The organism is Streptomyces sp. NPDC030222, assembly GCF_055573115.1.
Genome location: NZ_JBVICA010000022.1, coordinates 114,741 through 136,202 on the forward strand (window position 1 = coordinate 114,741; position 21,462 = coordinate 136,202).

Annotated in this window: 19 protein-coding genes; 10 read left to right on the forward strand and 9 right to left on the reverse strand. The window is 72.7% G+C overall.

Annotated elements, in window-relative coordinates; genetic code table 11:
- Nucleotides 1–73 precede the first annotated feature (73 nt).
- Nucleotides 74–757, forward strand: a complete 684-nt coding sequence (locus tag ACZ4Z5_RS27210) for a vitamin K epoxide reductase family protein (RefSeq protein WP_468267223.1) — start codon at nt 74–76, stop codon at nt 755–757.
- 106 nt (nt 758–863) lie between these two features.
- Here ACZ4Z5_RS27210 and ACZ4Z5_RS27215 read toward each other — a convergent pair whose 3' ends face one another.
- Complete coding sequence (locus tag ACZ4Z5_RS27215; RefSeq protein ID WP_468267225.1) at nt 864–1,151, reverse strand: hypothetical protein; 288 nt, start codon at nt 1,149–1,151, stop codon at nt 864–866.
- 213 nt (nt 1,152–1,364) lie between these two features.
- Complete coding sequence (locus ACZ4Z5_RS27220; RefSeq protein WP_468267227.1) at nt 1,365–1,604, reverse strand: chaplin; 240 nt, start codon at nt 1,602–1,604, stop codon at nt 1,365–1,367.
- Between the two features lie 506 nt (nt 1,605–2,110).
- Here ACZ4Z5_RS27220 and ACZ4Z5_RS27225 point away from each other — a divergent pair.
- On the forward strand, nt 2,111–3,244 hold the full coding sequence (locus tag ACZ4Z5_RS27225; RefSeq protein ID WP_468267229.1) for an LCP family protein: 1,134 nt from the start codon (nt 2,111–2,113) through the stop codon (nt 3,242–3,244).
- 78 nt (nt 3,245–3,322) lie between these two features.
- On the opposite strand, the gene ACZ4Z5_RS27230 is transcribed toward ACZ4Z5_RS27225, so the two are convergent.
- Nucleotides 3,323–4,576 (reverse strand): S8 family serine peptidase, encoded by a 1,254-nt coding sequence (locus ACZ4Z5_RS27230; protein WP_468267231.1) that lies wholly within the window; start codon nt 4,574–4,576, stop codon nt 3,323–3,325.
- Between the two features lie 460 nt (nt 4,577–5,036).
- The gene (locus ACZ4Z5_RS27235; RefSeq protein ID WP_468267233.1) at nt 5,037–6,212 is read right to left on the reverse strand and encodes a thiolase C-terminal domain-containing protein; all 1,176 of its coding nucleotides are present in this window, start codon (nt 6,210–6,212) and stop codon (nt 5,037–5,039) included.
- A 150-nt stretch (nt 6,213–6,362) separates the two neighbouring features.
- Here ACZ4Z5_RS27235 and ACZ4Z5_RS27240 point away from each other — a divergent pair, with 150 nt between their 5' ends.
- A complete protein-coding gene (locus ACZ4Z5_RS27240; RefSeq protein WP_468267235.1) occupies nt 6,363–7,568 on the forward strand; it encodes an acyl-CoA dehydrogenase family protein in 1,206 nt (401 codons plus the stop codon).
- Nucleotides 7,569–7,795: 227 nt separating this feature from the next.
- Entirely contained in the window at nt 7,796–8,281 is a 486-nt protein-coding gene (locus ACZ4Z5_RS27245; RefSeq protein WP_468267237.1) for a nitroreductase family deazaflavin-dependent oxidoreductase, read from the forward strand.
- A gap of 87 nt (nt 8,282–8,368) precedes the next feature.
- Here the strand turns inward: ACZ4Z5_RS27245 and ACZ4Z5_RS27250 are convergent, their stop codons facing one another.
- Nucleotides 8,369–9,016 carry a TetR family transcriptional regulator gene (locus ACZ4Z5_RS27250; protein WP_468267239.1) on the reverse strand — a complete coding sequence of 216 codons (648 nt, stop codon included), beginning with the start codon at nt 9,014–9,016 and terminating at the stop codon, nt 8,369–8,371.
- 556 nt (nt 9,017–9,572) lie between these two features.
- On the opposite strand from ACZ4Z5_RS27250, the gene ACZ4Z5_RS27255 reads away from it, so the two are divergent.
- On the forward strand, nt 9,573–10,352 hold the full coding sequence (locus tag ACZ4Z5_RS27255) for a VOC family protein (protein ID WP_468267241.1): 780 nt from the start codon (nt 9,573–9,575) through the stop codon (nt 10,350–10,352).
- A gap of 316 nt (nt 10,353–10,668) precedes the next feature.
- Entirely contained in the window at nt 10,669–13,047 is a 2,379-nt protein-coding gene (afsK, locus tag ACZ4Z5_RS27260) for a protein serine/threonine kinase AfsK (protein WP_468267243.1), read from the forward strand.
- Nucleotides 13,048–13,107: 60 nt separating this feature from the next.
- On the opposite strand, the gene ACZ4Z5_RS27265 is transcribed toward afsK, so the two are convergent.
- Nucleotides 13,108–13,587 (reverse strand): hypothetical protein, encoded by a 480-nt coding sequence (locus ACZ4Z5_RS27265; RefSeq protein WP_468267245.1) that lies wholly within the window; start codon nt 13,585–13,587, stop codon nt 13,108–13,110.
- 62 nt (nt 13,588–13,649) lie between these two features.
- Here ACZ4Z5_RS27265 and ACZ4Z5_RS27270 point away from each other — a divergent pair, with 62 nt between their 5' ends.
- Nucleotides 13,650–14,078, forward strand: a complete 429-nt coding sequence (locus ACZ4Z5_RS27270; RefSeq protein WP_468267247.1) for a hypothetical protein — start codon at nt 13,650–13,652, stop codon at nt 14,076–14,078.
- 334 nt (nt 14,079–14,412) lie between these two features.
- Nucleotides 14,413–14,979, forward strand: coding sequence for a hypothetical protein (locus tag ACZ4Z5_RS27275; protein WP_468267249.1), 567 nt, complete (start codon nt 14,413–14,415; stop codon nt 14,977–14,979).
- Nucleotides 14,980–15,024: 45 nt separating this feature from the next.
- Here ACZ4Z5_RS27275 and ACZ4Z5_RS27280 read toward each other — a convergent pair whose 3' ends face one another.
- Genes ACZ4Z5_RS27280 through ACZ4Z5_RS27290 form a run of 3 tightly spaced genes read right to left on the reverse strand, consistent with a single transcriptional unit; the run spans nt 15,025 to nt 17,384 of the window.
- Complete coding sequence (locus ACZ4Z5_RS27280) at nt 15,025–15,795, reverse strand: enoyl-CoA hydratase/isomerase family protein (protein ID WP_468267252.1); 771 nt, start codon at nt 15,793–15,795, stop codon at nt 15,025–15,027.
- The gene (locus tag ACZ4Z5_RS27285) at nt 15,792–16,232 is read right to left on the reverse strand and encodes a Zn-ribbon domain-containing OB-fold protein (RefSeq protein WP_468267254.1); all 441 of its coding nucleotides are present in this window, start codon (nt 16,230–16,232) and stop codon (nt 15,792–15,794) included. Before ACZ4Z5_RS27285 ends, ACZ4Z5_RS27280 begins: the two co-directional genes overlap by 4 nt.
- Nucleotides 16,233–16,235: 3 nt before the next feature.
- The gene (locus ACZ4Z5_RS27290) at nt 16,236–17,384 is read right to left on the reverse strand and encodes a lipid-transfer protein (RefSeq protein WP_468267256.1); all 1,149 of its coding nucleotides are present in this window, start codon (nt 17,382–17,384) and stop codon (nt 16,236–16,238) included.
- A 65-nt stretch (nt 17,385–17,449) separates the two neighbouring features.
- On the opposite strand from ACZ4Z5_RS27290, the gene ACZ4Z5_RS27295 reads away from it, so the two are divergent.
- Together ACZ4Z5_RS27295 and ACZ4Z5_RS27300 are read left to right on the forward strand one after the other, a co-directional pair.
- Nucleotides 17,450–19,000 (forward strand): FadD3 family acyl-CoA ligase, encoded by a 1,551-nt coding sequence (locus tag ACZ4Z5_RS27295; RefSeq protein WP_468267258.1) that lies wholly within the window; start codon nt 17,450–17,452, stop codon nt 18,998–19,000.
- Between the two features lie 285 nt (nt 19,001–19,285).
- The gene (locus ACZ4Z5_RS27300) at nt 19,286–21,304 is read left to right on the forward strand and encodes a transglycosylase domain-containing protein (protein ID WP_468267260.1); all 2,019 of its coding nucleotides are present in this window, start codon (nt 19,286–19,288) and stop codon (nt 21,302–21,304) included.
- The last annotated feature ends 158 nt before the right edge of the window (nt 21,305–21,462 follow it).

Sequence of the window (21,462 nt, forward strand, 5' to 3'; positions counted from 1 at the left end):
CCGCAGCGCAGTGTCCAAAGGATCCGGGGCCAGTTATCCCTTGGGCCGCATTGCCGAGAAGGGAAACGACGCGATGACCGTGACATCCGGAACCACAGCGACCGTAGCGGAGAGCCGGACCGGTCCGCGGGGCGGTGCGCCGGACGGGGCGCCCCCGCCCGGACACCGGTCGGTTCCCCGGCCGGTCGGTGCGGGGCGCGCGACGGCATGGCTGCTGGTGATCACCGGAGCGGCCGGGCTGCTCGCCGCCTGGGTGATCACGATCGACAAGTTCAGGCTGCTGGAGGACCCCGGGTTCACCCCTGGATGCAGCCTCAACCCCGTCGTCTCCTGCGGCAGCATCATGAAGAGCGAACAGGCGTCCGTCTTCGGCTTCCCGAACCCGATGCTGGGACTTGTGGCCTACGGCGTCGTCGTCTGCGTCGGCATGGGCCTGCTGGCGGGGGCGGGCCACCGCCCCTGGTTCTGGCGGGGGCTGAACGTCGGCATGCTGTTCGGCGTCGGGTTCTGCACCTGGCTCCAGTACCAGTCGCTGTACGTCATCGGCGCCCTGTGCCTGTGGTGCTGCCTCGCCTGGGCGGCCACGATCGTGATGTTCTGCCACGTCACCGCGCACAACGTCAGGCACGGGATCGTCCCCGCGCCCGAGCGGGCCAGGGCGGTACTCGCGGAGTACGCGTGGGTGGCGCCGGTCGTGTGGATCGGAGGCATCGGGATGCTCGTCCTCACGCGATGGTGGGACTTCTGGACGGGCTGAGACGCCGTGCGGACGGGCCGCCGCCCCATGGACGTCGATCCGCGGGGCCGCGGCCCGTTCACCTTGCCCGCTGCCGGTTTCCCGAGAGGCTTCCCCGGGCTTCCCCCTACTCCCCCAGGGGCAGGCCGCCGAGGAGCGGGCCGGGGTTGCCGTCCTTGGCGGCGTTCACGTCGCTGACGGTCCGGTTCGCGCTGTGCAGCACCGAGCCGGGCTTCTGGGTGTCCAGCATGTCGCCCTGGAGGGGCCCTGCGGCCTGGAGGGTCTTGGAGGCCACGGTGTCGACCGCTCCGTTGAGGCCCGGCGTGGGAATGCCCGGCGCGGCGAGCGCCGGGGACGCGGCACCGGCCGCCATCACCGAACCAGCGACCACCGCGGCAACCTTCATGGGCTTCATGGTGAATCCTTCCTGGAACGAATATCCGTCGGGAGGGCGGTTGTCCAACCACCCGGCGCTGAAACGGGGATGAAAAGTCGTCTCCGGGCGGCGCGCTTCGTCATCGGTAACGATCCCCGTGCTTCGCGGAAACGGCTGCCCCGGGCGGCGTGCATGAAAAGACCGCCCTTCCTGTACGGAAGAGCGGTCGCGGCACAGCCGGGGCGGCCGGGGTCAGGCGTTCTCGCACGCGTTGCCGAGGGCCTGGTTCAGGGCGCCGATGACGTTGACGGTGTTGCCGCAGGGGGCGACCGGGACGTGGACCGGGACCTGCGCGGTGTTGCCGGCGGCCACACCCGGGGAGAGGGATGCGGCGCCGGTCGCGCCGCTGTCTGCGACGGCGGCACCGGCAGCTCCGGCGATGGAGGCGGCAGCCGCAGCGGACAGAACAACAGCCTTCGCGATACGCGACATGGAGATGTGCTCCTCGGTCGTTTGTTTCTATTCGGATGCCGGATGCGATGTCCGACGAGATATTCAACGCGTTTGCGTGGGCGACGGTTGTTGCGCTGAAAGGGTGAAGATTCGGAATAAGAATGAATTGGATACCGGTGATCGGGAGGGGCGGTGGTTTCGCGACCGGCGCCGGAGCCCGGGGATTTCCGGCCGAATCCTTTCTCCGGGGACGAGCCGCTGCCGGCCGGCCCCGATGGCATCCCGGTGCTGTCGGGCGACGGCCCCGGTGACGGGCCCGCCCGCGATCCTCCGAAGCGCGGTGTGGTCCGAACGAACGCTTTCGCGGCGCCCGGGCACGGTGCGGGGGCCGGTAGCAGGGGCCCGGTGTCACGGTGCTGGCATGGACCCCGAGATCCCCCAGAGCCTCCAGAACCCCGAGACACCCGCGAGTCCGGGACACCACAGAGACGGAGGCACCAGTGACGCCTGAGAGACCAGGGAAACCGGAGACACCGGAGACACCGGTGACGCCTGAGAGACCGGTGACGCCCGAGGCGAAGGCGGCACCGGTGACGCCCCACCGGCCGAGGCGTCGGAGACTCGCCGGGACCCTGCCGGCCTGTGCCGTCCTGCTCACGCTCCTCGGCGCGGGAGCGCCCTTCGCGCCGGCCACGGATCCGGCCACCGCTCAGGGCCGGGGCAAGGGCCTGAACATCCTCGTCATGGGCACGGACGGCCGGGACACCATCACGCCCCAGGAGAAACGCGACTTCCGGCTCGGCGGCAAGGCCTGCGACTGCACCGATGTGCTGATGGTGGTGCACGTCTCCGAGGACCGGGACCGGATCAGCGTGGTCGGCCTGCCGAGGGACTCGTACGCCGACCTGCCCGGCCCCCACAAGGACCGGCGCACCGGCAAGGAGCACGGCACGCACGGGGCGAAGATCAACGCGGCGCACGCCGAGGGTGGTGTCGCGCTGACCGTGCGGACCGTCGAACAGGCGACGGGGCTGAGCATCGACGAGTACCTCCAGGTGGACTTCCGCCGGTTCATGGACACGGTCGACGAACTCGGCGGGGCCGGCGTCTGCACCGACATGCACCTGAAGGACTCGGCGACCGGACTGGACCTGGAGCCCGGTGAGCACCGGCTGCTCGGCGGGCCCGCTCTCCAGTACGTACGCTCGCGGCACGTCGACAATCAGGCGGACTTCGGGCGCATCCGGCGTCAGCAGCGTTTCCTCGTGTCCGTGCTGCGCGAACTCGCGGCCGGACGGCCGGCGGCGGACCTGCCCCGGCTGGCACGGCTCGGCGCGGCACTCCTGGAGCCGGGGGCCGGGCCGGGGGCGGAAGGACAGAGCCTCGGCCTGCCCCGGCTCGTGTGGCTCGCACACACCCTCGGCGGGGTGTCGCCGGAGGACACCGAGTTCGCGCTCGTACCGATGAAGGGGTTCAACCCGCCCATCGAGGGCGTCGGTTCGACCGTCGCCTGGGACGCCGCCAAGGCGCGGGAGACGTTCGCGGCGCTCGCCGAGGACCGTGGGCTGCTGCACGGTCCGGACGCCGCCGCTACCGGGCGGGAGCCGCCGGGCCCCGCCGAGGTCGCGGGGCTCGGCGACTACGGACCGGTGCGGGGCGACGCCCTGGCCTGTCCCTGACCAGCGGACGACCCCGTGGCACGGACCCTCCGGGGGTCCGGCTCACGGGGTCGTACGGTGCCGGAGGGGAGTCTCCGGTCAGAAGGAACTCACCTTGAGCAGCGGCTCCTTGACGGTGTCGCCGTCCTGGGAGGGGTGGGTCCAGTCGCTGCCGCCGGCAGCCACCAGTGCCGCCTTGACGGCGCTGGGCGAGGCCCCGGGGTGGGTCGCCTTGTACAGGGCAGCGCCACCCGCGACGTGCGGCGAGGCCATCGACGTGCCGGACAGCGTGGCGTAGCCGCCGCCCCTGTAGGTGGAGCGGATGCACACGCCGGGGGCGATCAGGTCGACGTCGGAGCCGTAGTTGGAGAAGTCGGCGAAGGTGTCGTCCTGGTCGGTGCGGCACGTGGACTGGCCGGCGCCCCCGGGCTTGCCGTCGAAGTCGGCCAGCGCGCTGACGGTGATGACCTCGTCGTAGGCGGCGGGGGTCATCTTCGCGGCGTCGCCGTGGTCGTTGCCGGCCGCCACGACGTAGGTGACGCCCGCGGCGACGGAGTTGCAGATGGCCTCGTGCATGGCGTCGTTGTTCGTCCTGCCGCAGTTGCCGTCGTCGGTTCCCACACCGCCGAGGCTCATGTTGGCGACGTCGATCTCGTCCGCGTGCTCGGTGACGTAGTCGATGCCGCAGACGACGTCGGCCGTGCTGCCGTAGCCGAGGGGGCTGAGCACCTGCACCGGCCAGATCCGGGCGCCCGGCGCCACACCGACCACACCGGTGGTGTTGTCCAGCGCGCCGATGGTGCCGGCGACATGGGTGCCGTGCCCGTGCAGGTCCCTCGGGGGCAGCAGGGACAGCCAGCAGTTCTTGCCCCCTTCCTTGTGGACGTTCAGGTCCGGGTGGCTGAGGTCGACCCCCGTGTCGATCACGGCGACGTCCACGTCGACGCGGTCGTCGGTGCCGTCGATGTCGGCGGTGGGGCTGAGGTCGGCCTCCGCGCGGTCGACCCCGGTGGGGACGGACTGGGCGGTGGCCTGCACCCACCGGTCGGGCTGGACGGACCTGACCTGCGGGTCGTCGGCCAGGTCTGCGGCCGCGCTCTCGCTCATGGACGCCGAGTAGCCGTGGACGGCGTGGCGGTAGACGTGCTGGACCGTGGCGCCGTTGGAGGACGCCTGCTCGACGGCGGCGTCCACCGCCGCGTCCATGCTCGCGTACGCGCCGGTGTCCTTGAGGGTCACGATGTAGCGGCCGGGGATCGCGTCGGACGACGTGTGCGCCTCGGCCAGTGCGGGAGTCGGTGAAGCGGCCGCCAGGGCAAGTGCTAGGAGGGCTACACCAAAGATCTTGGGCATCCGGGACCTTTCTGGACGGACTTGAGAGGGCTTAACCGCATCGGGACATTCGGATTGCAGTGGAATGCCCCGATTCTGCGCGCTCAGAGCTAGCAGGTTTGGGGCAGCGCGCCCGTCCGACATTCGGCGGTCACCGGATTCCCTGAGCCTCCGTCAACCATGTGGCCCTGTCATGCTCCCGCTGTGACGTTTCGTCGTGGATCCCTGCTCCCGGGCCCGCTACGAGCGGGCCACGGGTGTCCAGGGGCAGCCCCAGGACGCCCATGGCCGCAGCCCGGTACGAACGTCCGCCGCGGCCTGCTGCGACCGTCCGGCGCGGTCCGCCGAGACGCCGCGGCCCGGTGCGATGACCGCTTTGCGCGGCCCGGAGCGACGACCGCTCTGCGCGGCCCGGTGGTACGACCGCTCCTCTCGGCCCGGTACGACCGTCACATGCGGCCGCGTGCAACCGGTACGACCGTCACTCGCGGCCCAGGACGACCGTCCCCGAGGAGCAGAACCAGCCGCCCGTGCCGGACGCGACGGCCAGCCGGGGCGGCTCGCCGTCCGCTCGGCGGACCTGTCCCTCGCCGGCCTCGCCGCGTACCTGCCGGACCGCCTCCACCAGCAGGAACAGTCCGCGCATGCCCGGGTGGCAGGCGGACAGTCCGCCGCCGTCGGTGTTCACGGGCAGGGCCCCGTCCCGCAGCAGCCGGCCCTTCTCGACGAACGCGCCGCCCTCGCCCTTGGCGCAGAAGCCCAGGTCCTCCAGCGTCACCAGGGTCATGTAGGTGAAGGCGTCGTAGATCTGGGCCACGTCGATCTCCTCGGGGCGCACGCCCGCCCGCCGGAATGCCGGGGGGCCGGACACGGCGGCTGGGGAGACGGTGAGGTCGTCCCATTCCGACATGGTGGTGTGGGACACGGCGGTTCCCGTGCCGAGGATCCACACCGGTTGCCGCGCCGTGTCCGGTACGTACTCCTCGGCGGCCAGCAGGACCGCGCATCCGCCGTCGGAGCGGATGCAGCAGTGCAGTTTGGTGAACGGGTCGGCGATCACCGGTCCCGACAGGACGTCGTCGACCGTGATGGGGGTGCGGAACATCGCGTCCGGGTTGGTGGCCGCGTTGGCACGGGCCTGCACGGCGACCTCGGCGAGCTGCTCCACGGTCGTCCCGTACCGGTGCATGTGCCGTCGCGCCGCCATCGCGTACTTGGCGACCAGGGTGTGGCCGTACGGAGCCTCGAACTGGAGCGGCCCGCGGGCGCCGAACGAGAGGTCGGAGGTGCGGCGCCCGGCCCTGATGTCGGCGCGGGCCGTGGATCCGTACACCAGGAGGACGGCGTTCGCGTGGCCGGCGGCGATCGCGTCCGCGGCGTGGGCGGCCATGACCTCCCAGGTGGAACCGCCGACGGACGTGGAGTCCACCCAGCGGGGCCGCAGCCCGAGATACTCGGCGACCTCGATCGGGGCGAGCGTGCCGAGTCCCGCGGAGGCGAGGCCGTCGACGGTGTCCCGGCTGAGCCCCGAGTCGGCGATGGCCCGGCGGGCGGCCTGGGCGTGCAGGGCGTAGGGGGTGGCCTCGTCGACGCGGCCGCAGTCGGAGAGGGATATGCCGACGACGGCGACGCGGCGGGGTGCTCCATGAAGGGCCATCTGCTGACGCTCCATCGGGTCGTGGGTCTGGGTTCTCGGCTCTGCGCGGTTCTCGGCTCTGTGCGCCTGTCCCTGGGAATTGCCCGGCCCTCGTCATAATATGACGAGCCGTCAGATTTTCGAGCGGTCGAGTCCGAGGAGCCGAGGCCGATGGACCCCACCTTCACCGCCGAACAGGCCGCGATACGCCGGACCCTGCGGGACCTGCTCGGCAAACGCACCCCGGAGCCCGGCCCCGAAGGCCATGACCCGGCCCTGTGGCGACGGCTCGCCGACGGGCTGGGACTGCCCGGGCTCGCGCTGCCCGAGGCGTACGGCGGAGTCGGCTGCGGCCACACCGAACTCGCACTCGCCTGTGAGGAGACCGGGCGGGTGCTGCTGTCCTCGCCGCTGGCCGCCACGGCGCTGCTCGCCGCGCCGCTGATCCAGCGTCTCGGTACGGACACCCAGCGCGCCGAGCTGCTGCCGCGCATTGCCTCCGGCGCGCTGACCTGCGCCTTCGCGGTGTCGGGCGAAGCGCTGGGGACCGCCCTCGACCTGACCGGGCCGAACGGCGACGGCGCCTGGGCCGGGGGCGGCCGGGCCGGCGGGGTGCAGGCCCGGCCCCGGGGCGACGGGCGGTGGCTGCTGTACGGGGAGGCCGCCGGGGTGCCCGACGGGCACAGCGCGGAGCTCCTGGTCGTCGCGGCCCACACCGGGGGTTTCGCGCGGAGCCGCCCACGGCTCTTCCTCGTACGGGCAGAGGCAGCGCCCGGTACCGGCGGCCGGGAGGCCGGAGCGGCCGGGCTGGTGCGGCACCGGCAGACGTCCATCGATGCGACCAGGCCCCTCGGACGGGTCCGACTCCGGGAAGTCGAAGCGGAGTTGCTGGGACACGACGACGGCGTGGACGTGCCGGCCGCGCTCGCCGGGACCGGCCTGACCGCGGCCTCCGCACTGGCCGCCGAGGCGGTCGGCGCCGCGGACCGGGCCCTGGAGCGCACGGTGTCCTACGTCCGCGAGCGCGAGCAGTTCGGGCGGCCCGTGGGTTCCTTCCAGGCGGTCAAGCACCGGCTCGCCGACGTCCATGTGCAGGTCCGGGCGGCCCGCTCAGCGGCGTACTACGCGGCCTGGGACGTGGAGGCGGGCCCGCTGGCCCTCGCCCAGGGGCTGGAGGCGCTGCACACCGCCGCGGCCGAGGCGGTCCAGCTGCACGGCGGGACCGGGTTCACCTGGGAGCACGACGCCCATCTGTACCTCAAGCGCGCCGCGGGCGACGCACTGCTGCTCGGACCGGCGCACCGGCTGCGAGCCCGTGCCGCGGAGCGCGCGGGCCTGTTCGCCATGGAGACCGGGTCCGCGGCGGTGACCCTCTGATGCCGTCGGGGGCGGGTGAGGGGGCGGGCGCCCGCATGGGCAAGGAAGCCGGGGCGGGTAAGGAGGCCGGGACGGACTCTCGCGCGGGCAACGGCGTCGCCGGGACGGACGCCCGTGCGGGCAACTCGGGCGCCTGGACGGACGCCCGCGCGGGCAAGGGTGCCGGGACGGGTGAGGAAACGGGCGCGGGCCCGGGTACGAGCGCGAGTGTGAGCAGGGGAGCGGGGATGGGGACAGGGATGGGCCGGGGGGTGCGGCTGGTGCAGCGGGTCTCGTCGACCCGCGCCTTCGCCAGGGTGGCGCCGTACGTCGTTCCCGTCGTGGACCGGGCCGTGCACCGGCTCACCGGGGGCAGGGTGCTGCTCAGCGCACGGATGCTGCCGGGGCTGGTGCTCACCGCGGTGGGTGCGCGGAGCGGGCTGCCTCGGCGTACCCCGCTGGCGTGCATGCCGGAGGAGGCCGCCGGTACGTGGATCCTGGTCGGCTCGAACTTCGGGCGGCCCGGCCATCCGGCGTGGACGGCGAACCTGCTGAAGCACCCGGACGCGGAGGTGAGTTGGCGGGGCCGTGACCTCGCGGTGCGGGCCGAGCTGCTGACCGGCGCGGAACGCGACCGGGTGTGGCGGGAGGTGCTGCGGTTCTGGCCGCCGTACGCGACGTACCAGCGGCGGGTGGCGCGGGAGATCCGGCTCTTCCGGCTCACCCCGCGGTGACAGGCGGACTCCGGCGCGGACCAGGGGCACGGGGCACTGGTCCGTTGCCGGCGTGACAGGACGTTGCGCGAGGACCTGCCGGGGCCCCTACTTCGTCGGCTTGCGGCCGGTGATGCCCAGATGCACCAGCAGGGCCAGGTTCGGCTTCAGCTCGGCCTGCTTGACGCCCCAGGTCTGGAAGCCCTTCTGGTGGGAGGCCACCGAGGCGAGCATCGCGACCAGTGAACCCGCTATGGCCGCGGGGCTGACGTCCTTGTCCACCTTGCCCTTGGCCTGGAGCTCCTGGACCGCCTCCGTGAGGGAGTTGGTGACGGAGTTCAGGATCTTCATGCGGATCTTGTAGAAGCGCTTGTCGCCCTCGGCCGCGCCGAGGTCCACGACGCGCAGGATCGCGTCGTGTTTGCGCCAGAAGTCGAGGAATCCCTCGACCAGTTGCTCGGAGGTCTGCCATCCCGCCTTGCCGACCCAGGAGCGGCCCGCGACCAGTCCGGTCAACGCGGCGCCCTCCTTGGCCATTTCCTCGGCGATCTCCAGCACCGCGCCCTCGACGTCGGGGAAGTACTGGTAGAAGGTCGCCGGTGACGTGCCCGCCTTCCGTGCCACGTCGATGACCTTGACGTCCCGGTACGGCGAGGAGCTGAGCATCTCGCTGAGGCAGTCGAGCAGCTTCTGCCGCGTCGCCTGACCACGCCGACCGGCCACGCGGCCGTCGACGGTACGTACTTGTCCTGTCATGCCGTCAGCTTACCGACGGGTGATCGGAGCGCGATTCGGCCGACTGCAAATGGGGAGCCGAGCGGATCCGGGGAGCGTGTTCCGGCACCCGGCCCGGGGAACGCGTCCCGGCTCCCGGCCCGGGGAGCGTGCCGCGGCTGCCGACCAGGGATGCACCCCGGTACCCGGCCTGGGGAGCCCGTCCCGACACTCGGCCCGCGGACCTGCGTCGGTACTCGGCGCTCGGGCCGCGGACCTGCGTCGGCACCCGGGCCTGTGGGCCTCCAGGCCGGCGAGCGCGGCACTCGGGCCCGCGGACCTGTGCCCGGGCCCGCCCCGCAGGCGCCTGCACGCGCCCTCGCGCCGCGGCCTGCACCCGTACGGACCCATGTCCCCCGGGGGGACCGCGCACCGCCTGGTCAGGGCCGGAGCGGGGCCGCATTAGTCCTATCAACAGCCTGTGGATAACTGCCTGTGGACAACTCGGTGGACAACGGGAGGCGCCCCGGCCGTCCCGCCCGCATATTGGACTGTGACGGGCGCCACGGCCCTGCGTGACATGGGAAGGATGCGGTCCATGGCCCTTTTCGGTGACGGCGAGCCGTGCTGGGCGGACGTGACCCTGCCCGACCTGGCAGGGGGCAAGCGCTTCTACGGCGAGCTGTTCGGCTGGACCTTCGACGAGGAGCCCGACGAGGCCTACGGCTCCTGCACGACCGCGTTCTGTGACGGGCGGCGGGTCGCCGCGCTCGTGCCCAAGCGGGACGGGCGGATGCCGACCGCCTGGGGTGTGTACCTCGCCGCGTCCGACGCCGCCGCCACGGCCGCACGGATCGAGTCCGAGGGCGGCAGTGTGATCATGGCGCCCATACAGGTGGGCCCCCACGGCGTGACGGCCGTGGTGGCGGATCCCGACGGGGCGGTCTTCGGTCTGTGGCAGGCGGGGTCCCACGCCGGATTCGAGCGGATCCGCCGGCCCGGCTCGTACTGCCGGGCGGAGGTGTACGCCCGCGACAAGTCCAGGACCGACCCCTTCTACGAGTCGGTGTTCGGCTTCCGCGGCCAGGACGCCCCCGAGGCCGGCGGCGACTACCGCATCTGGTCCCCGGCGGGGGCGACGGCCCCCGGTCCGGAGACCTGGGTGCTCGGGCGCACGGTCATGGGTGACGACTTCCCGCAGGAGATGCCCGCCCACTTCCTCGTCTACTTCGCCGTGGAGGACTGCGACCGGGCTGCCGAGACCGTGGCGCGGATCGGCGGCCGGATCCGGGAGCAGCCCGCGGACAGCCCCTACGGCCGCATCGCGGTCCTGGTCGACGACCAGGGAGCGTCGTTCGCCGTCCTCGCGGAACTCTGACCCGGCGCGCCGCCCATTCCGGATACGGAGCCTGCATACGGAGCCCGTACGTGGAGCCCGCACGCGACCGAAGGGCCCGCGCGCCCCGACCGGTACGGAACGGAGCCTCGACCGGTATGCGACCGGCATATCGGGCATTCCATGGTGACCCCGCCCCCGAATCCGGCGATCATGGAAGAACCTGCCCGGATCCGGCACCAAAATATGCCGAGACACCCCGATCCGCCCCCGGGTTCGCAACCACCGCCTCCGGCAGGAAGAATCAGGGTGCGCAAGGCCGAATTTCTTCAGGCCCGTACGGGGAGGTGGCAGGCAAGTGGAGCAGCTGACGCAGCACGACCCGAGACGGATCGGCCCGTTCGAGGTGCTGGGACGACTCGGTGCCGGCGGCATGGGGCTGGTCTATCTCGCGCGCTCGGCGTCGGGCCGCCGCGTGGCGATCAAGACCGTTCGCACCGAGCTCGCCGAGGACCAGCTGTTCCGTGTCCGCTTCACCCGCGAGGTGGAGGCCGCACGGGCCGTGAGCGGCTTCTACACGGCTGCCGTCGTGGACGCCGATCCGCGGGCGGCGGTGCCCTGGCTGGCCACCGCCTACGTCCCCGCGCCCTCGCTCGAGGAGATAGTGACCGAGTGCGGGCCGCTGCCGGCCCAGGCGGTGCGCTGGCTCGCGGCCGGCATCGCCGAGGCGCTGCAGTCCATCCACGGCGCGGGTCTGGTCCACCGCGACCTGAAGCCGTCGAACGTCCTCGTCGTCGAGGACGGGCCGCGAGTGATCGACTTCGGTATCGCCTCCGGTGTCTCCAACACCCGGCTGACCATGACCAACGTCGCCGTCGGCACCCCCGCCTACATGTCGCCCGAGCAGGCGAAGGACTCGCGCAGCGTGACCGGCGCCAGCGATGTGTTCTCCCTCGGGTCCACGCTCGTCTTCGCCGCCACCGGCCACGCCCCGTACCACGGCGCCAACCCCGTCGAGACGGTCTTCATGCTGCTCCGTGAGGGACCGGACGTGGAGGGCCTGCCCGACGAGCTGCGGCCGCTGATCGAGTCGTGCATGCAGATGGAGGCCGGGCTGCGGCCCAGTCCCGAGGACCTCCAGGCCCAGCTCGCCCCGCACCTCTTCGCGTCCGGCAGCGACGACAGCGGCACCGCGTCCGCCTGGCTGCCGCCGCGCGCCGTCGCCCTCATAGAGGAGCGCCGGGGCGGCGGCCGGTCCGGCTCCGGCGGGGCGTCGGTGCGCCCGCCGTCGCCGCCGCGCCCGTCGTACCCGCCGGGGTCGCAGGGCGCGCCCGGGCCGCGGTCGCACGGTGCCGCTGCGGCCCAGCCGCCGTCACACCCGCCGCAGGGCAGCTGGGCGGACGGCCCGGTCCGGCTGGCCAACGGCAAGGTGCCCATCGGCCCGGGGCTGAGGGTTGCCGAGGCGCGGTCGGCGGTGCTGCCCGACGCGGGCCCCGCGACCGGGTGGATCCGTCCGCCCGCCGGGGTGACCGGTGACGTCCCGGCCGGCGGCACGACCGCCCCCACGGCCCCGCCCGTCCCGCAGCCCGCCCCCGCCGCGGACGGCCCCGCCCGCTGGCGACCCTGGCGGTTCCGCATGTCGAACGACGTGTGGGGCACCCCCGTGGTCGACGGCGAGCTGCTGTACGTGACGTCCTTCGAGGTGCACGCCCTGGACGTGGCGACCGGACGCCGCCAGTTCAAGACCCGGGACGTCGCCTGGACCATGGACGTCGCGGGCGGACGCATCCACGCCTCGGACGGGCCCACGCTGTACGCCCTGGACGCCCGCGACGGCAGCGAACGCTGGCGGCTGTCCACCGACGCCTGGGTGTACTCCCTCAAGGCCGACCGCGGCACCGTCGTCACGGGCACCCGGGGCGGTGGCGTCCAGGCGTGGGAGGCCACCACCGGCGAGAAGCTGTGGGAGCTCTCCGGCGCCCAGACCGACTTCGAGACACCGGATTCGGGCCCGGCGCTGCACGGCGACACCGTCTTCGTCTGGAAGGACGCCCGGCTGCGCGCCCTGGACGCCCGCAGCGGCACCGAACGCTGGTCGTACCCCATCGGCGACGCGGCCTCCTGCGGCGGCGTACCGCTGCGGCTCGCGCCCGCGCCCGACGGGTACGTGCACGTGACGGCCGGCACCCGGGTGCTGTCCGTCGACATCGCGAACGGGCGGGTGCGCTGGCACTTCGAGGCGCCCGCGGTGTTCCTGTCGCCGCCCGCGTTCGCGCCCGGCCCCGCCGTGACGGGCGGTGGCGTGTACCTCGCGGACTACCTCGGCACCGTGTACGCGCTCGACGCCACGACCGGCAAGGACCGCTGGCGCATCGCCACCGAGCCCCGGCAGTCCGCCGAGCCCGTCCTCGTCGCGGGCGGCAGCATCCACGTCGGCAGCGGCAGCGCGCTGTACACGCTGGACGCGGTCACCGGCACGCCCAAGTGGCGCTTCGCGGCGGGCGGAGAGGTCGTCGGCACGCCTGTCATCGCAGACGGCCGCCTGCACTTCGGCTCCGCGGACCACTGCCTGTACACGCTCGACGCGGCCGGCGGCCAGCTGCGCTGGAAGCTCGCGACGGGCGGCGAGATCACGGGCTCGCCCGTGGTGAAGGCCGGTGTGGTGTACGCGTGCAGCAAGGACCGCTGCGTGTACGCGCTCGACGCGGTGAAGGGCACGGCGACGGGGCGTTCCTGACGCGAGGAACCCTGGGACGCGGACGCTTCGGCCGACGGTCCGCTTGCTGCGCGCCCCGGGTCAGTCCGCGGGCGTGTCGAGGGGCGGAGGCACGTACCGGGGGTCGTGCCGACCGCGCCGTCGGGGACGGCGGCCGCTCATCACGGCCGCTCCGGCGAGCATCAGCACGCCGCCGCCGAGGGCCATCGCCACACCGTGGTCCAGGCCCTCGCCCGTCGCACCGACGGTGAGCCCGCCGTCGTACTGGGCCAGGCGGACCATCCACAGGATGGTGAAACCCAGGACGACCACGCCGGCGACCGCGACCAGCGGCCGCGACCGGGCGAGCACGCCGGCCAGGGCCAGGAGCGCCGCGAAACCCAGCGGCAGCAGCACGGAGAGCGCCAGCTGCGCCCTGACGTCGGTGATGCCCAGGAAGAGGTCCTGCACCCGGTAGGAACGCCCGGGGCGGCCGTCGTACCAGGTCCGGAAGGGGCTCCAGACGGCGGCCACCGCTCCGAGGAGAGCGAGGACGGAGCCGATGACGTTGCGTACCCCCATCGCGTCCTCCAGTGCTCGGGTGCCCTTCCTGCCGACGCTACGCCGGGCCGTGAGGGGCTGCCATGCGGCACCTCCCGGCGTCGCGGGCACCCATTGGAGTGACGCGTCGTTGCGTCGATCCGGCACGGATCGTCGAGTTCTGCCAGATCCGAGATGCCGGCCACCCCGAGTTCCCTTCCAGCCCGGTACGGCCACTGGAGTTGGCGCACTGGCTGCTGAAGCCGGCGACCTTCGTGCGCGGCACGTGGACCGAGGCCAAGGAGGCTGCGGTCTGGTTCGGCGACCAGGTTCGGCCGCACGCCGACGCGTTCGTCTCGGACCGCGACCGCGAGGTGCTGGAGGACCGGATCACGGCCGCCGTCGACGTCCTGGCCGGCGGTGAGGACGTCGCCGGAGCCTGGTGGCTGACCGGGCAGCGCTGCCTCGGCGTGTACGTCATCGCATGCTCGCCCCGTCGCTTCCGCCCCGACCACCCGTGCCCAGTCGGCTGACTGCCGTTGCCGGGCGGGGCCTACGGGCGTATGAGGTCGGCGAGCGGCACAAGGGCAGGGCCGGCGTCGCGAAGGCAAGCAAGCTTCCTGGATGCCATCGGCGGACCACCGGCACCGGTGAGCCGCAGGTCGCGGTGGGTGCACGGTAATGAGCACGTCGGCGCCGTCCCGGTGGGCTCTCCGCGGAAGATCGCGCAAATCCGCAGGTGCGAAGTGCAGCGCGTCCGTCCGGTGGGCCGACTGGCGCGGAATGTCGCCGTCCGCTGCTAGGGTGACGTGCGCCCGTCAAGCAACGGGTGAGCCGTATTCCCAAGCGTTCAACGGGGGTTGAAACGTGAAGCTTCGTCATGTCCGCGCTGTCGCCGTCTTCGGTATCGCAGTGGTCGCCCTGACCGGTGCCCGCGGCTCCCACGGAGCCAGCTGCGGCGGTGGCAGCAGCAGCCACGGAAGCAGCAGTAGCAGCGGCGGTTCCGACGGGAGCACCACCACCGGCGGGTCCGACAGCAGCTCGGGCACGAGCAGCAGTGGTTCCAACGGCGACGTCGACGTCAACATCACCAACGGCGGTACGACGAGCGGCAGCTCCGGCTCCTCCGGCAGGGGCAAGGCCGACAAGGACAAGAGCGTGCGCCTGGAGTCCTGCAAGTTCGACCCGAGCCGCGGCATCGTCGCCCGTGTGAGCGCCACCAACAACGAGTCGGAGAACCGCGACTTCAAGTTCCAGGTGCGCTTCACCGACCCGAACGGCGAGCTGCTGCGGGTCAGCAACTCCACCATCCCGTGGGTGAAGCCCGGTGCGACCGACACCCTCGACGTCGCAGCCTCCTACGTTCCCAAGTCGGGCGACGGCAGCGGCGGCAAGTGCGAGCTGCTGAACGTCACCAGCGTCCCCACCTCCTGAGCCGCCCGGGGCCCGGACGGCCGCGGCCCGGAGCGCCGGCAGCTCCTACCGCGTGCGATGTCCCGGACGGCGGGCGGTGAACAGCTCCGCCTGCCGCTCCGGCGGCAGACTGCCGAGGGCGATCAGCTGGGGCGCCCGGGCGAACGCCTGGGCGCGGGTGGCCTCCTGCGCCGCCCACACCGCCCGTACCGTGCCCTGCACCGCCTCCGACGGGTATCCGGCGATCACCTCGGCGCACCGCACCGCCGCGGCCACTTCCCCGCCGGCCGCGGTCACCTCGCTGACCAGCCCGGTCTCGTACGCCCGGCGCGCCGACACCCGCTCGGCCGTGCCCATCAGGGCCATCCGGGCCACCTCCCCGAACGGCATCCGCAGCGCCAGGTACATCGACTCGTACGCGCTGACCATGCCGTACGCGGTGTGCGGGTCGAAGAACTCCGCGTCCTCCGCGGCCACCACGAAGTCGGCCTCGCCGAGCAGGTAGAACGCCCCGCCGCACGCCATTCCGCGGACCGCAGCGATCACCGGCTTCCACAGGTCGTTCGCCTTCGGGCCGATCGACAGCAGGGGATCGTCGACCGAGTACGGCGACGACGGCTGCGGCACGGAGGCGGTGCGGTCGATCCCGGTGCAGAAGGCCTTCCCGCCCGCGCCGGTCAGGACGGCCGCGCGCACCGTGTCGTCGTACCGGAACTCCCGCCAGACCGCGGCCAGTCCGGCCGCCGTCGCGAGGTCGATCGCGTTGTGCCGTTCCGGCCGGTCGAGGGTGACGACCGCGACGCCCGTCTCCTTGTCCCGCTCCACACGGACGCTCACGGCCGCTCCAGCAGCCAGCGGGGGACCGTGGTCCCGTCGGGGAGCGGGGTGAAGGCGACCTGGACGCGGGCACCGATGCGCAGCCGGCCCGGATCGACCGAGTTCAGCGGCGCGTCGGGCGCGGCGACGACATTGCCGACGAGCCGGATGTGCGTCGCGTCGGCCAGTTCGACGACGGCCGCGTTGTAGGGGGCGACTTCGGCGTAGCCGGGCAGCAGCGGAGGGTGGGGGAGGACATACGACCAGATGCGGCCGCGGCCGCTCATCGGCCGCCATGCGCTGTCGAAGGACTGGCAGCGCGGGCAGCAGGGCCGGGGCGGGAAGCGGAGCGTGCCGCAGGCGCCGCACGCCTGGACGCGCAGTTCGCCCCGGCGTGCGTACTCCCAGAAGGGTGCGCCGTCCTCGTCGGTGACGGGTGGCAGGAGTGGCGTCGGCATCGTTCAGCTCCTCAGGAGGATCGCGGAGGTGGGGACGCCCTCGCCCGCGGTGACCAGGCAGGTGGCGGCGTCCGGGATCTGCGCGGTGGAGACGCCGCGGAGCTGCTTCACGCCTTCGTTGATGAGGTTGAAGCCGTGCACGTAGGCCTCGGAGAGTCCGCCGCCGCCGGTGTTGATCGGCAGCCGTCCGCCGGTCTCCAGGGCGCCGCCCTCGGTGAAGGCCGCGCCCTCGCCGCGTCCGCAGAAGCCGTAGCCCTCCAGGGACAGCGGGACGAGCGGGGTGAACGCGTCGTAGATCTGCGCCACGTCGACGTCCTGGGGGCCGAAGTCGGCCTGCTTCCACAGTTGGCGGGCGGCCGTCCACGCGGGCCCGGAGAGCGGGTCGCCGTTCCAGTAGTTGACCATGCCGTGGTGCTGGGCGGGCAGCCCCTGGGCGACGGAGTGGACGTAGACGGGCCGGTGCCGGCAGTCGCGGGCGCGTTCGGCGCCGACGACCACGCAGGCCAGGGCGCCATCCGTCTCCAGGCAGTTGTCGAAGAGGCAGAGGGGTTCGCTGATCCACCGGGCGGTCATGTACATCTCGCGGGTCAGCGGCCGCTCGTACATGATCGCCGCCGGATTCTGGTTGGCGCGGTTGCGGCAGGCCAGGGCGACATTGAAGAAGTGGTCGCGGGTGGCGCCGTACTCGTGCATGTACCGGCGGGCCAGCATCCCGATCTCGTCGGCCGGGCGGAGGAGGCCGAAGGGCCTCGTCCACTGTGCGGGGGTGGGCAGCTGGACGGCGGTGTTCGTCCACGGCCGGGGCCCGCTGCCCCGCTTGCGGGACCGCCAGGCCACGCCGACGCTCGCCTGGCCGGTGGCGATCGCGGCGGCGAGGTGGGCGACGGTCGCGCAGGAACCGCCGCCGCCGTAACCGGCCCTGGAGAAGAAGGTCACGTCCCCGGCGCCGATCGCCTTGGCGACCTCGACCTCGTCGGTCTCCTCCATCGTGTACGAGGCGAAGGCGTCCACCTCGGAGGGGTGCAGACCGGCGTCGTCGAGTGCGGCGAGGATCGCCCGGCAGGCCAGGGCCTTCTCGGACTCGGGGAGGTGACGGGCGAAGGGGGTCTGGCCTATGCCGGCTATCGCGGTTGCGTCCTTGAGGCTCGCCATGTCGGGGAGGGTACAGCTAATCTGACGGTCAGTCAGCTATCGCGTTGCCGGGGAGGCGGGCAAAGGTGGAGTGGACGAGCATTCCCGAGCTGGTGCGGGCCGCCGCGGCGGCGTACGGCGACGCCGAGGCCGTCGTCGAGGGCCGCACCCGTGTCTCGTACGCCGAACTCGGCGCCCGCGTCGAACGGGCCGCCGCGGCATGCATCGCCTCCGGCGTCCGTACCGGCGACCGGGTCGCCGTCTGGGCCCCCAACACCCTCGAATGGATCGTCTCCGCGCTCGGCGCGGTGACCGCGGGCGCGGTGCTCGTACCGCTGAACACCCGCTACAAGGGCGCGGAGGCGGCATACGTACTGGACAGGGCCCGGGTCCGGCTGCTGTTCGTCACCGGCACCTTCCTCGGCACCTCGTACGTCGCGTCGCTGCGGCGGGCGATCGCCGGAACGCCGCTGCCCCACCTGGAACGGGTGGTGGTGCTGGGGGACGACGCCCCCGAGGACTTCCGCACCTGGAAGGACTTCCTCGCCGGCGGCGACGGCGTGCGCGCCGAGGACGTACGGGCCCGCGCCGCGCTCGTGACCGGGACGTGCCCGTCCGACATCGTCTTCACCTCGGGCACCACCGGGCGCCCCAAGGGCGTGGTCATCACCCATGCGCAGACGCTGCGCTGCTACGACATCTGGTGCGAACTGGCCGGGCTCGCACGGGGCGACCGCTATCTGATCGTGAACCCCTTCTTCCACACCTTCGGCTACAAGGCCGGGATCATCGCCTGCCTGATGCGCGGCGCCGTCATGGTCCCGCAGCCCGTCTTCAACGTGGACACCGTCCTCGCCAACATCGCCGCGGAGCGCATCTCCGTCCTGCCCGGACCGCCGACCCTCCACCAGTCCCTGCTGGACCACCCCGCCCGGGACCAGCACGATCTTTCCGCACTGCGCCTGGTCGTGACGGGCGCGGCGGTGGTCCCGCTGCGGCTCGTGGAACGCCTGCGGGGAGAACTGCGGATCGCGACCGTCCTCACCGCGTACGGCCTCTCCGAGGCGTCCGGCATCGTCACGATGTGCCGCCGCGGCGACCCGCCCGAGGTCATCGCGGCCACGTCCGGCCGGGCGATACCCGGCACGGAGGTCCGTGTCCTCGCGTCCGAGGGCGAACCCGGCGAGGTCCTGGTCCGTGGCTTCAACGTGATGCACGGCTACGACGACGACCCGTACGGGACCGCCGGTGCGATCGACGCCGACGGCTGGCTCCACACCGGCGACGTGGGCGTCCTGGACGCGGCCGGGAACCTCCGCATCACCGACCGGATCAAGGACATGTTCATCGTCGGCGGCTTCAACGCGTACCCGGCGGAGATCGAGCAACTGCTCGGCCTGCACCCGGACATCGCCGACGTGGCCGTCGTCGGAGTACCGGACGCCCGCCTCGGCGAGGTCGGCAGGGCCTACGTGGTCCGCCGGCCGGGCGCCGCCCTCAGCTCCGACGACGTCATCGCCTGGGCCCGCCGCGAGATGGCCAACTACAAGGTCCCCCGCCGGGTGGAGTTCCTGGCGGAACTGCCCCGGAACGCGAGCGGCAAGGTCCTGAAGGCGGCCCTGCGCGTCAGGAAGTGACGGGACCGCGGGCACTGCCGGCCGTACGTGCCGCACCCGGCCCGTGCGGAGCTCGATCCTTGCCGAACTCGGCCCGTACGGAACGCGATCCCTGTCGCATCCCACCCCTGCCGAACCCGCCGGTAACGAGGTGAGTCGATACGGCGCCGCACGGTTCCCGGTCCGCGGCGTGCCATCCTTCACACCTTGCGGTGACAACTGGGCGGGAACGTGGAGCGTATAGCTCCGTAAGAGCCGCACGGTGCTGTCGGCGCCGCGCAGGCCTGACCGAGGAGCCGCCGCAGCATGCAGGAAGAGACGCGTCCGTCCCGTTCACGCCGCAGCAGGGACGCCGCACGCCGCCGTCCGGTCGACTACCCCCGCCGAGGCAGACGCGGGGTGCGCCGCTGGCTCCCCTCGTGGCGGCTCCTGCTCGGCACGGCCCTGACCTTCCTCGGTGCGCTGCTCGGACTCTTCGCCGTCGTCTACGCCTACGTCGACATCCCGGACGAGAAGGCCGCCGCCCGCCAGGAGGCGAACGTCTACTACTGGGCCGACGGCACCCAGATGGTCAGCGTGGGGGCCGTCAACCGGCAGAACGTCCCCCTCTCCGGCATCCCCGTGTCCGTCCGCAACGCCGCCATCGCCGCCGAGAACGCCGGCTTCTACTCCGACTCCGGCGTCTCCTACACCGGGCTGGTCCGGGCCGTCGCCAACATGGCCGGCGGCCAGGAGACCCAGGGCGGCTCGACCATCACCCAGCAGTACGTGAAGAACACCTACCTGTCCCAGGAACAGACACTGTCCCGCAAGGTGCAGGAGTTCTGCCTCGCCCTGAAGCTGGACAGCCGCAAGACCAAGAGCGAGATCCTCCAGGGCTATCTGAACACCAGCTGGTTCGGCCGCGGCGCCTACGGCATCCAGGCCGCGGCCAACGCCTACTACGGGATCGAAGCCGCCGAGCTGAACCCCAGTCAGGGCGCCTTCCTCGCCGCGCTGCTCAAGGGCGGCGACCTCTACGACCCGTCGCAGGGCAAGGCCAACCGAAAGCGCGCCGTGGAACGCTGGTCCTGGATCCTCGACCGCCAGGTGGAGCTGGGCATGATGCCGGCGAGGGAACGCGCCCGGTACTCCACGTTCCCCACGCCCCGCGAACAGTCCATGTCCACGAACCTCAGCGGCCAGACGGGCTACCTCGTCGACATAGCCAAGCGCTACGTCAAGAAGCAGACGAAGCTCACGGACGCCGACCTGGACCGCGGCGGCTACCGCATCCACACCACCTTCGACAAGCGCGCCGTGCGGGAGCTGGAGCGGTCCGTCAAGAACGTACTGCGCCGGGACATCGACCCCAAGGCGCGCAAGGAGGACCAGCACGTCGAGGTGGGCGCCGCCTCGGTGCGGCCCGACGACGGCGCGATCGTCGCGATCTACGGCGGTACCGACGCGACGAAGCACTTCACCAACAACGCCGACACCTCCGGCGTCCCCGCGGGCTCGGTCTTCAAGCCGTTCGTCCTCGCCACGGCCCTCCAGCACGGCGTCGAGGCCGACGACGGCGCCGTGCAGCGCGTGTCCACCGAGAGCTTCTACGACGGGAACGGCCGGCTCTCCGGGGGCCTGTTCCCGGCGCCCGGACGGGACACCTTCCGGACCCCGCTGACCGCCTTCACCCGCTTCCCGACCCTGCGCGAGGCCATGGTGAGCTCCGGCAACGCCACCTTCAGGCAACTGGGCGCCGACGCCGGTCTCCCGGCCGTCGAGAACATGGCCGTGGCCGCCGGCATGCTCCGCGGCAGCATGGCCCCCCACGACGAGGAGTTCCCGCTCGGCACCTCCTCGCCGAGCGCCATCCGTGTCGCCGGGTCCTACGCCACGTTCGCGAGCGGAGGGGCGCGGCACGAGCCGTACTCGGTCACCAAGGTCCTGCAGGGGGACAAGCCGGTGCCCGGCCTGGAACGGATCCCGGCGCGGCAGGTCATGGACGGCTCGGTGGCCGGGGACGTGACCGCGGTGCTCCGGGACGCCGCCGGCCGGACCCCCGCGGCGGGGGCGGCGGCGACCCTCGGCGAGTTCGCCGGGGCCTCCACGGGCGAGAACGACACCCAGCGGGCCGCATGGTTCGCCGGATACACCGAGAAGCTGTCCACGGCCGTCACCATGTTCCGCTCCGTACCCGGAAAGCCCCTGCTGCCCATGAGCGGCACGGGCGGCGAGGACTCCGTGAAGGGCAGTGTCTTCCCGGCCCGGATCTGGTCCGACTACATGACCAAGGTGCCCCTGGCCAGGCACCAGGGGGCCGAGGAACGGCCCGACTCCGCGTAGGCGGTGGAGGGCGTCCGGCGCCGTCGGCGAAGCCGCCGACAGCCGGGGAGGGACACCGGACGCGGGGGGGGGGGGGGGGGGGGGGGGGGGGGGGGGGGGGGGGGGGGGGGGGGGGGGGGGGGGGGGGGGGGGGGGGTGGGGGGGGGGGGGGGGGGGGG

Bases quoted from the DNA above. Each gene is read 5' to 3' on its own strand.
- ACZ4Z5_RS27265 (WP_468267245.1), bottom strand. From the start codon at position 13,587: ATGGGGGTACGCAACGTCATCGGCTCCGTCCTCGCTCTCCTCGGAGCG.
- ACZ4Z5_RS27215 (WP_468267225.1), bottom strand. From the start codon at position 1,151: ATGAAGCCCATGAAGGTTGCCGCGGTGGTCGCTGGTTCGGTGATGGCG.
- ACZ4Z5_RS27300 (WP_468267260.1), top strand. From the start codon at position 19,286: ATGCAGGAAGAGACGCGTCCGTCCCGTTCACGCCGCAGCAGGGACGCC.
- ACZ4Z5_RS27250 (WP_468267239.1), bottom strand. From the start codon at position 9,016: ATGACAGGACAAGTACGTACCGTCGACGGCCGCGTGGCCGGTCGGCGT.
- ACZ4Z5_RS27210 (WP_468267223.1), top strand. From the start codon at position 74: ATGACCGTGACATCCGGAACCACAGCGACCGTAGCGGAGAGCCGGACC.
- ACZ4Z5_RS27290 (WP_468267256.1), bottom strand. From the start codon at position 17,384: ATGGCGAGCCTCAAGGACGCAACCGCGATAGCCGGCATAGGCCAGACC.
- ACZ4Z5_RS27255 (WP_468267241.1), top strand. From the start codon at position 9,573: ATGGCCCTTTTCGGTGACGGCGAGCCGTGCTGGGCGGACGTGACCCTG.
- ACZ4Z5_RS27270 (WP_468267247.1), top strand. From the start codon at position 13,650: ATGCGGCACCTCCCGGCGTCGCGGGCACCCATTGGAGTGACGCGTCGT.
- ACZ4Z5_RS27235 (WP_468267233.1), bottom strand. From the start codon at position 6,212: ATGGCCCTTCATGGAGCACCCCGCCGCGTCGCCGTCGTCGGCATATCC.
- ACZ4Z5_RS27285 (WP_468267254.1), bottom strand. From the start codon at position 16,232: ATGCCGACGCCACTCCTGCCACCCGTCACCGACGAGGACGGCGCACCC.
- ACZ4Z5_RS27220 (WP_468267227.1), bottom strand. From the start codon at position 1,604: ATGTCGCGTATCGCGAAGGCTGTTGTTCTGTCCGCTGCGGCTGCCGCC.
- ACZ4Z5_RS27245 (WP_468267237.1), top strand. From the start codon at position 7,796: ATGGGGACAGGGATGGGCCGGGGGGTGCGGCTGGTGCAGCGGGTCTCG.
- ACZ4Z5_RS27240 (WP_468267235.1), top strand. From the start codon at position 6,363: ATGGACCCCACCTTCACCGCCGAACAGGCCGCGATACGCCGGACCCTG.
- ACZ4Z5_RS27230 (WP_468267231.1), bottom strand. From the start codon at position 4,576: ATGCCCAAGATCTTTGGTGTAGCCCTCCTAGCACTTGCCCTGGCGGCC.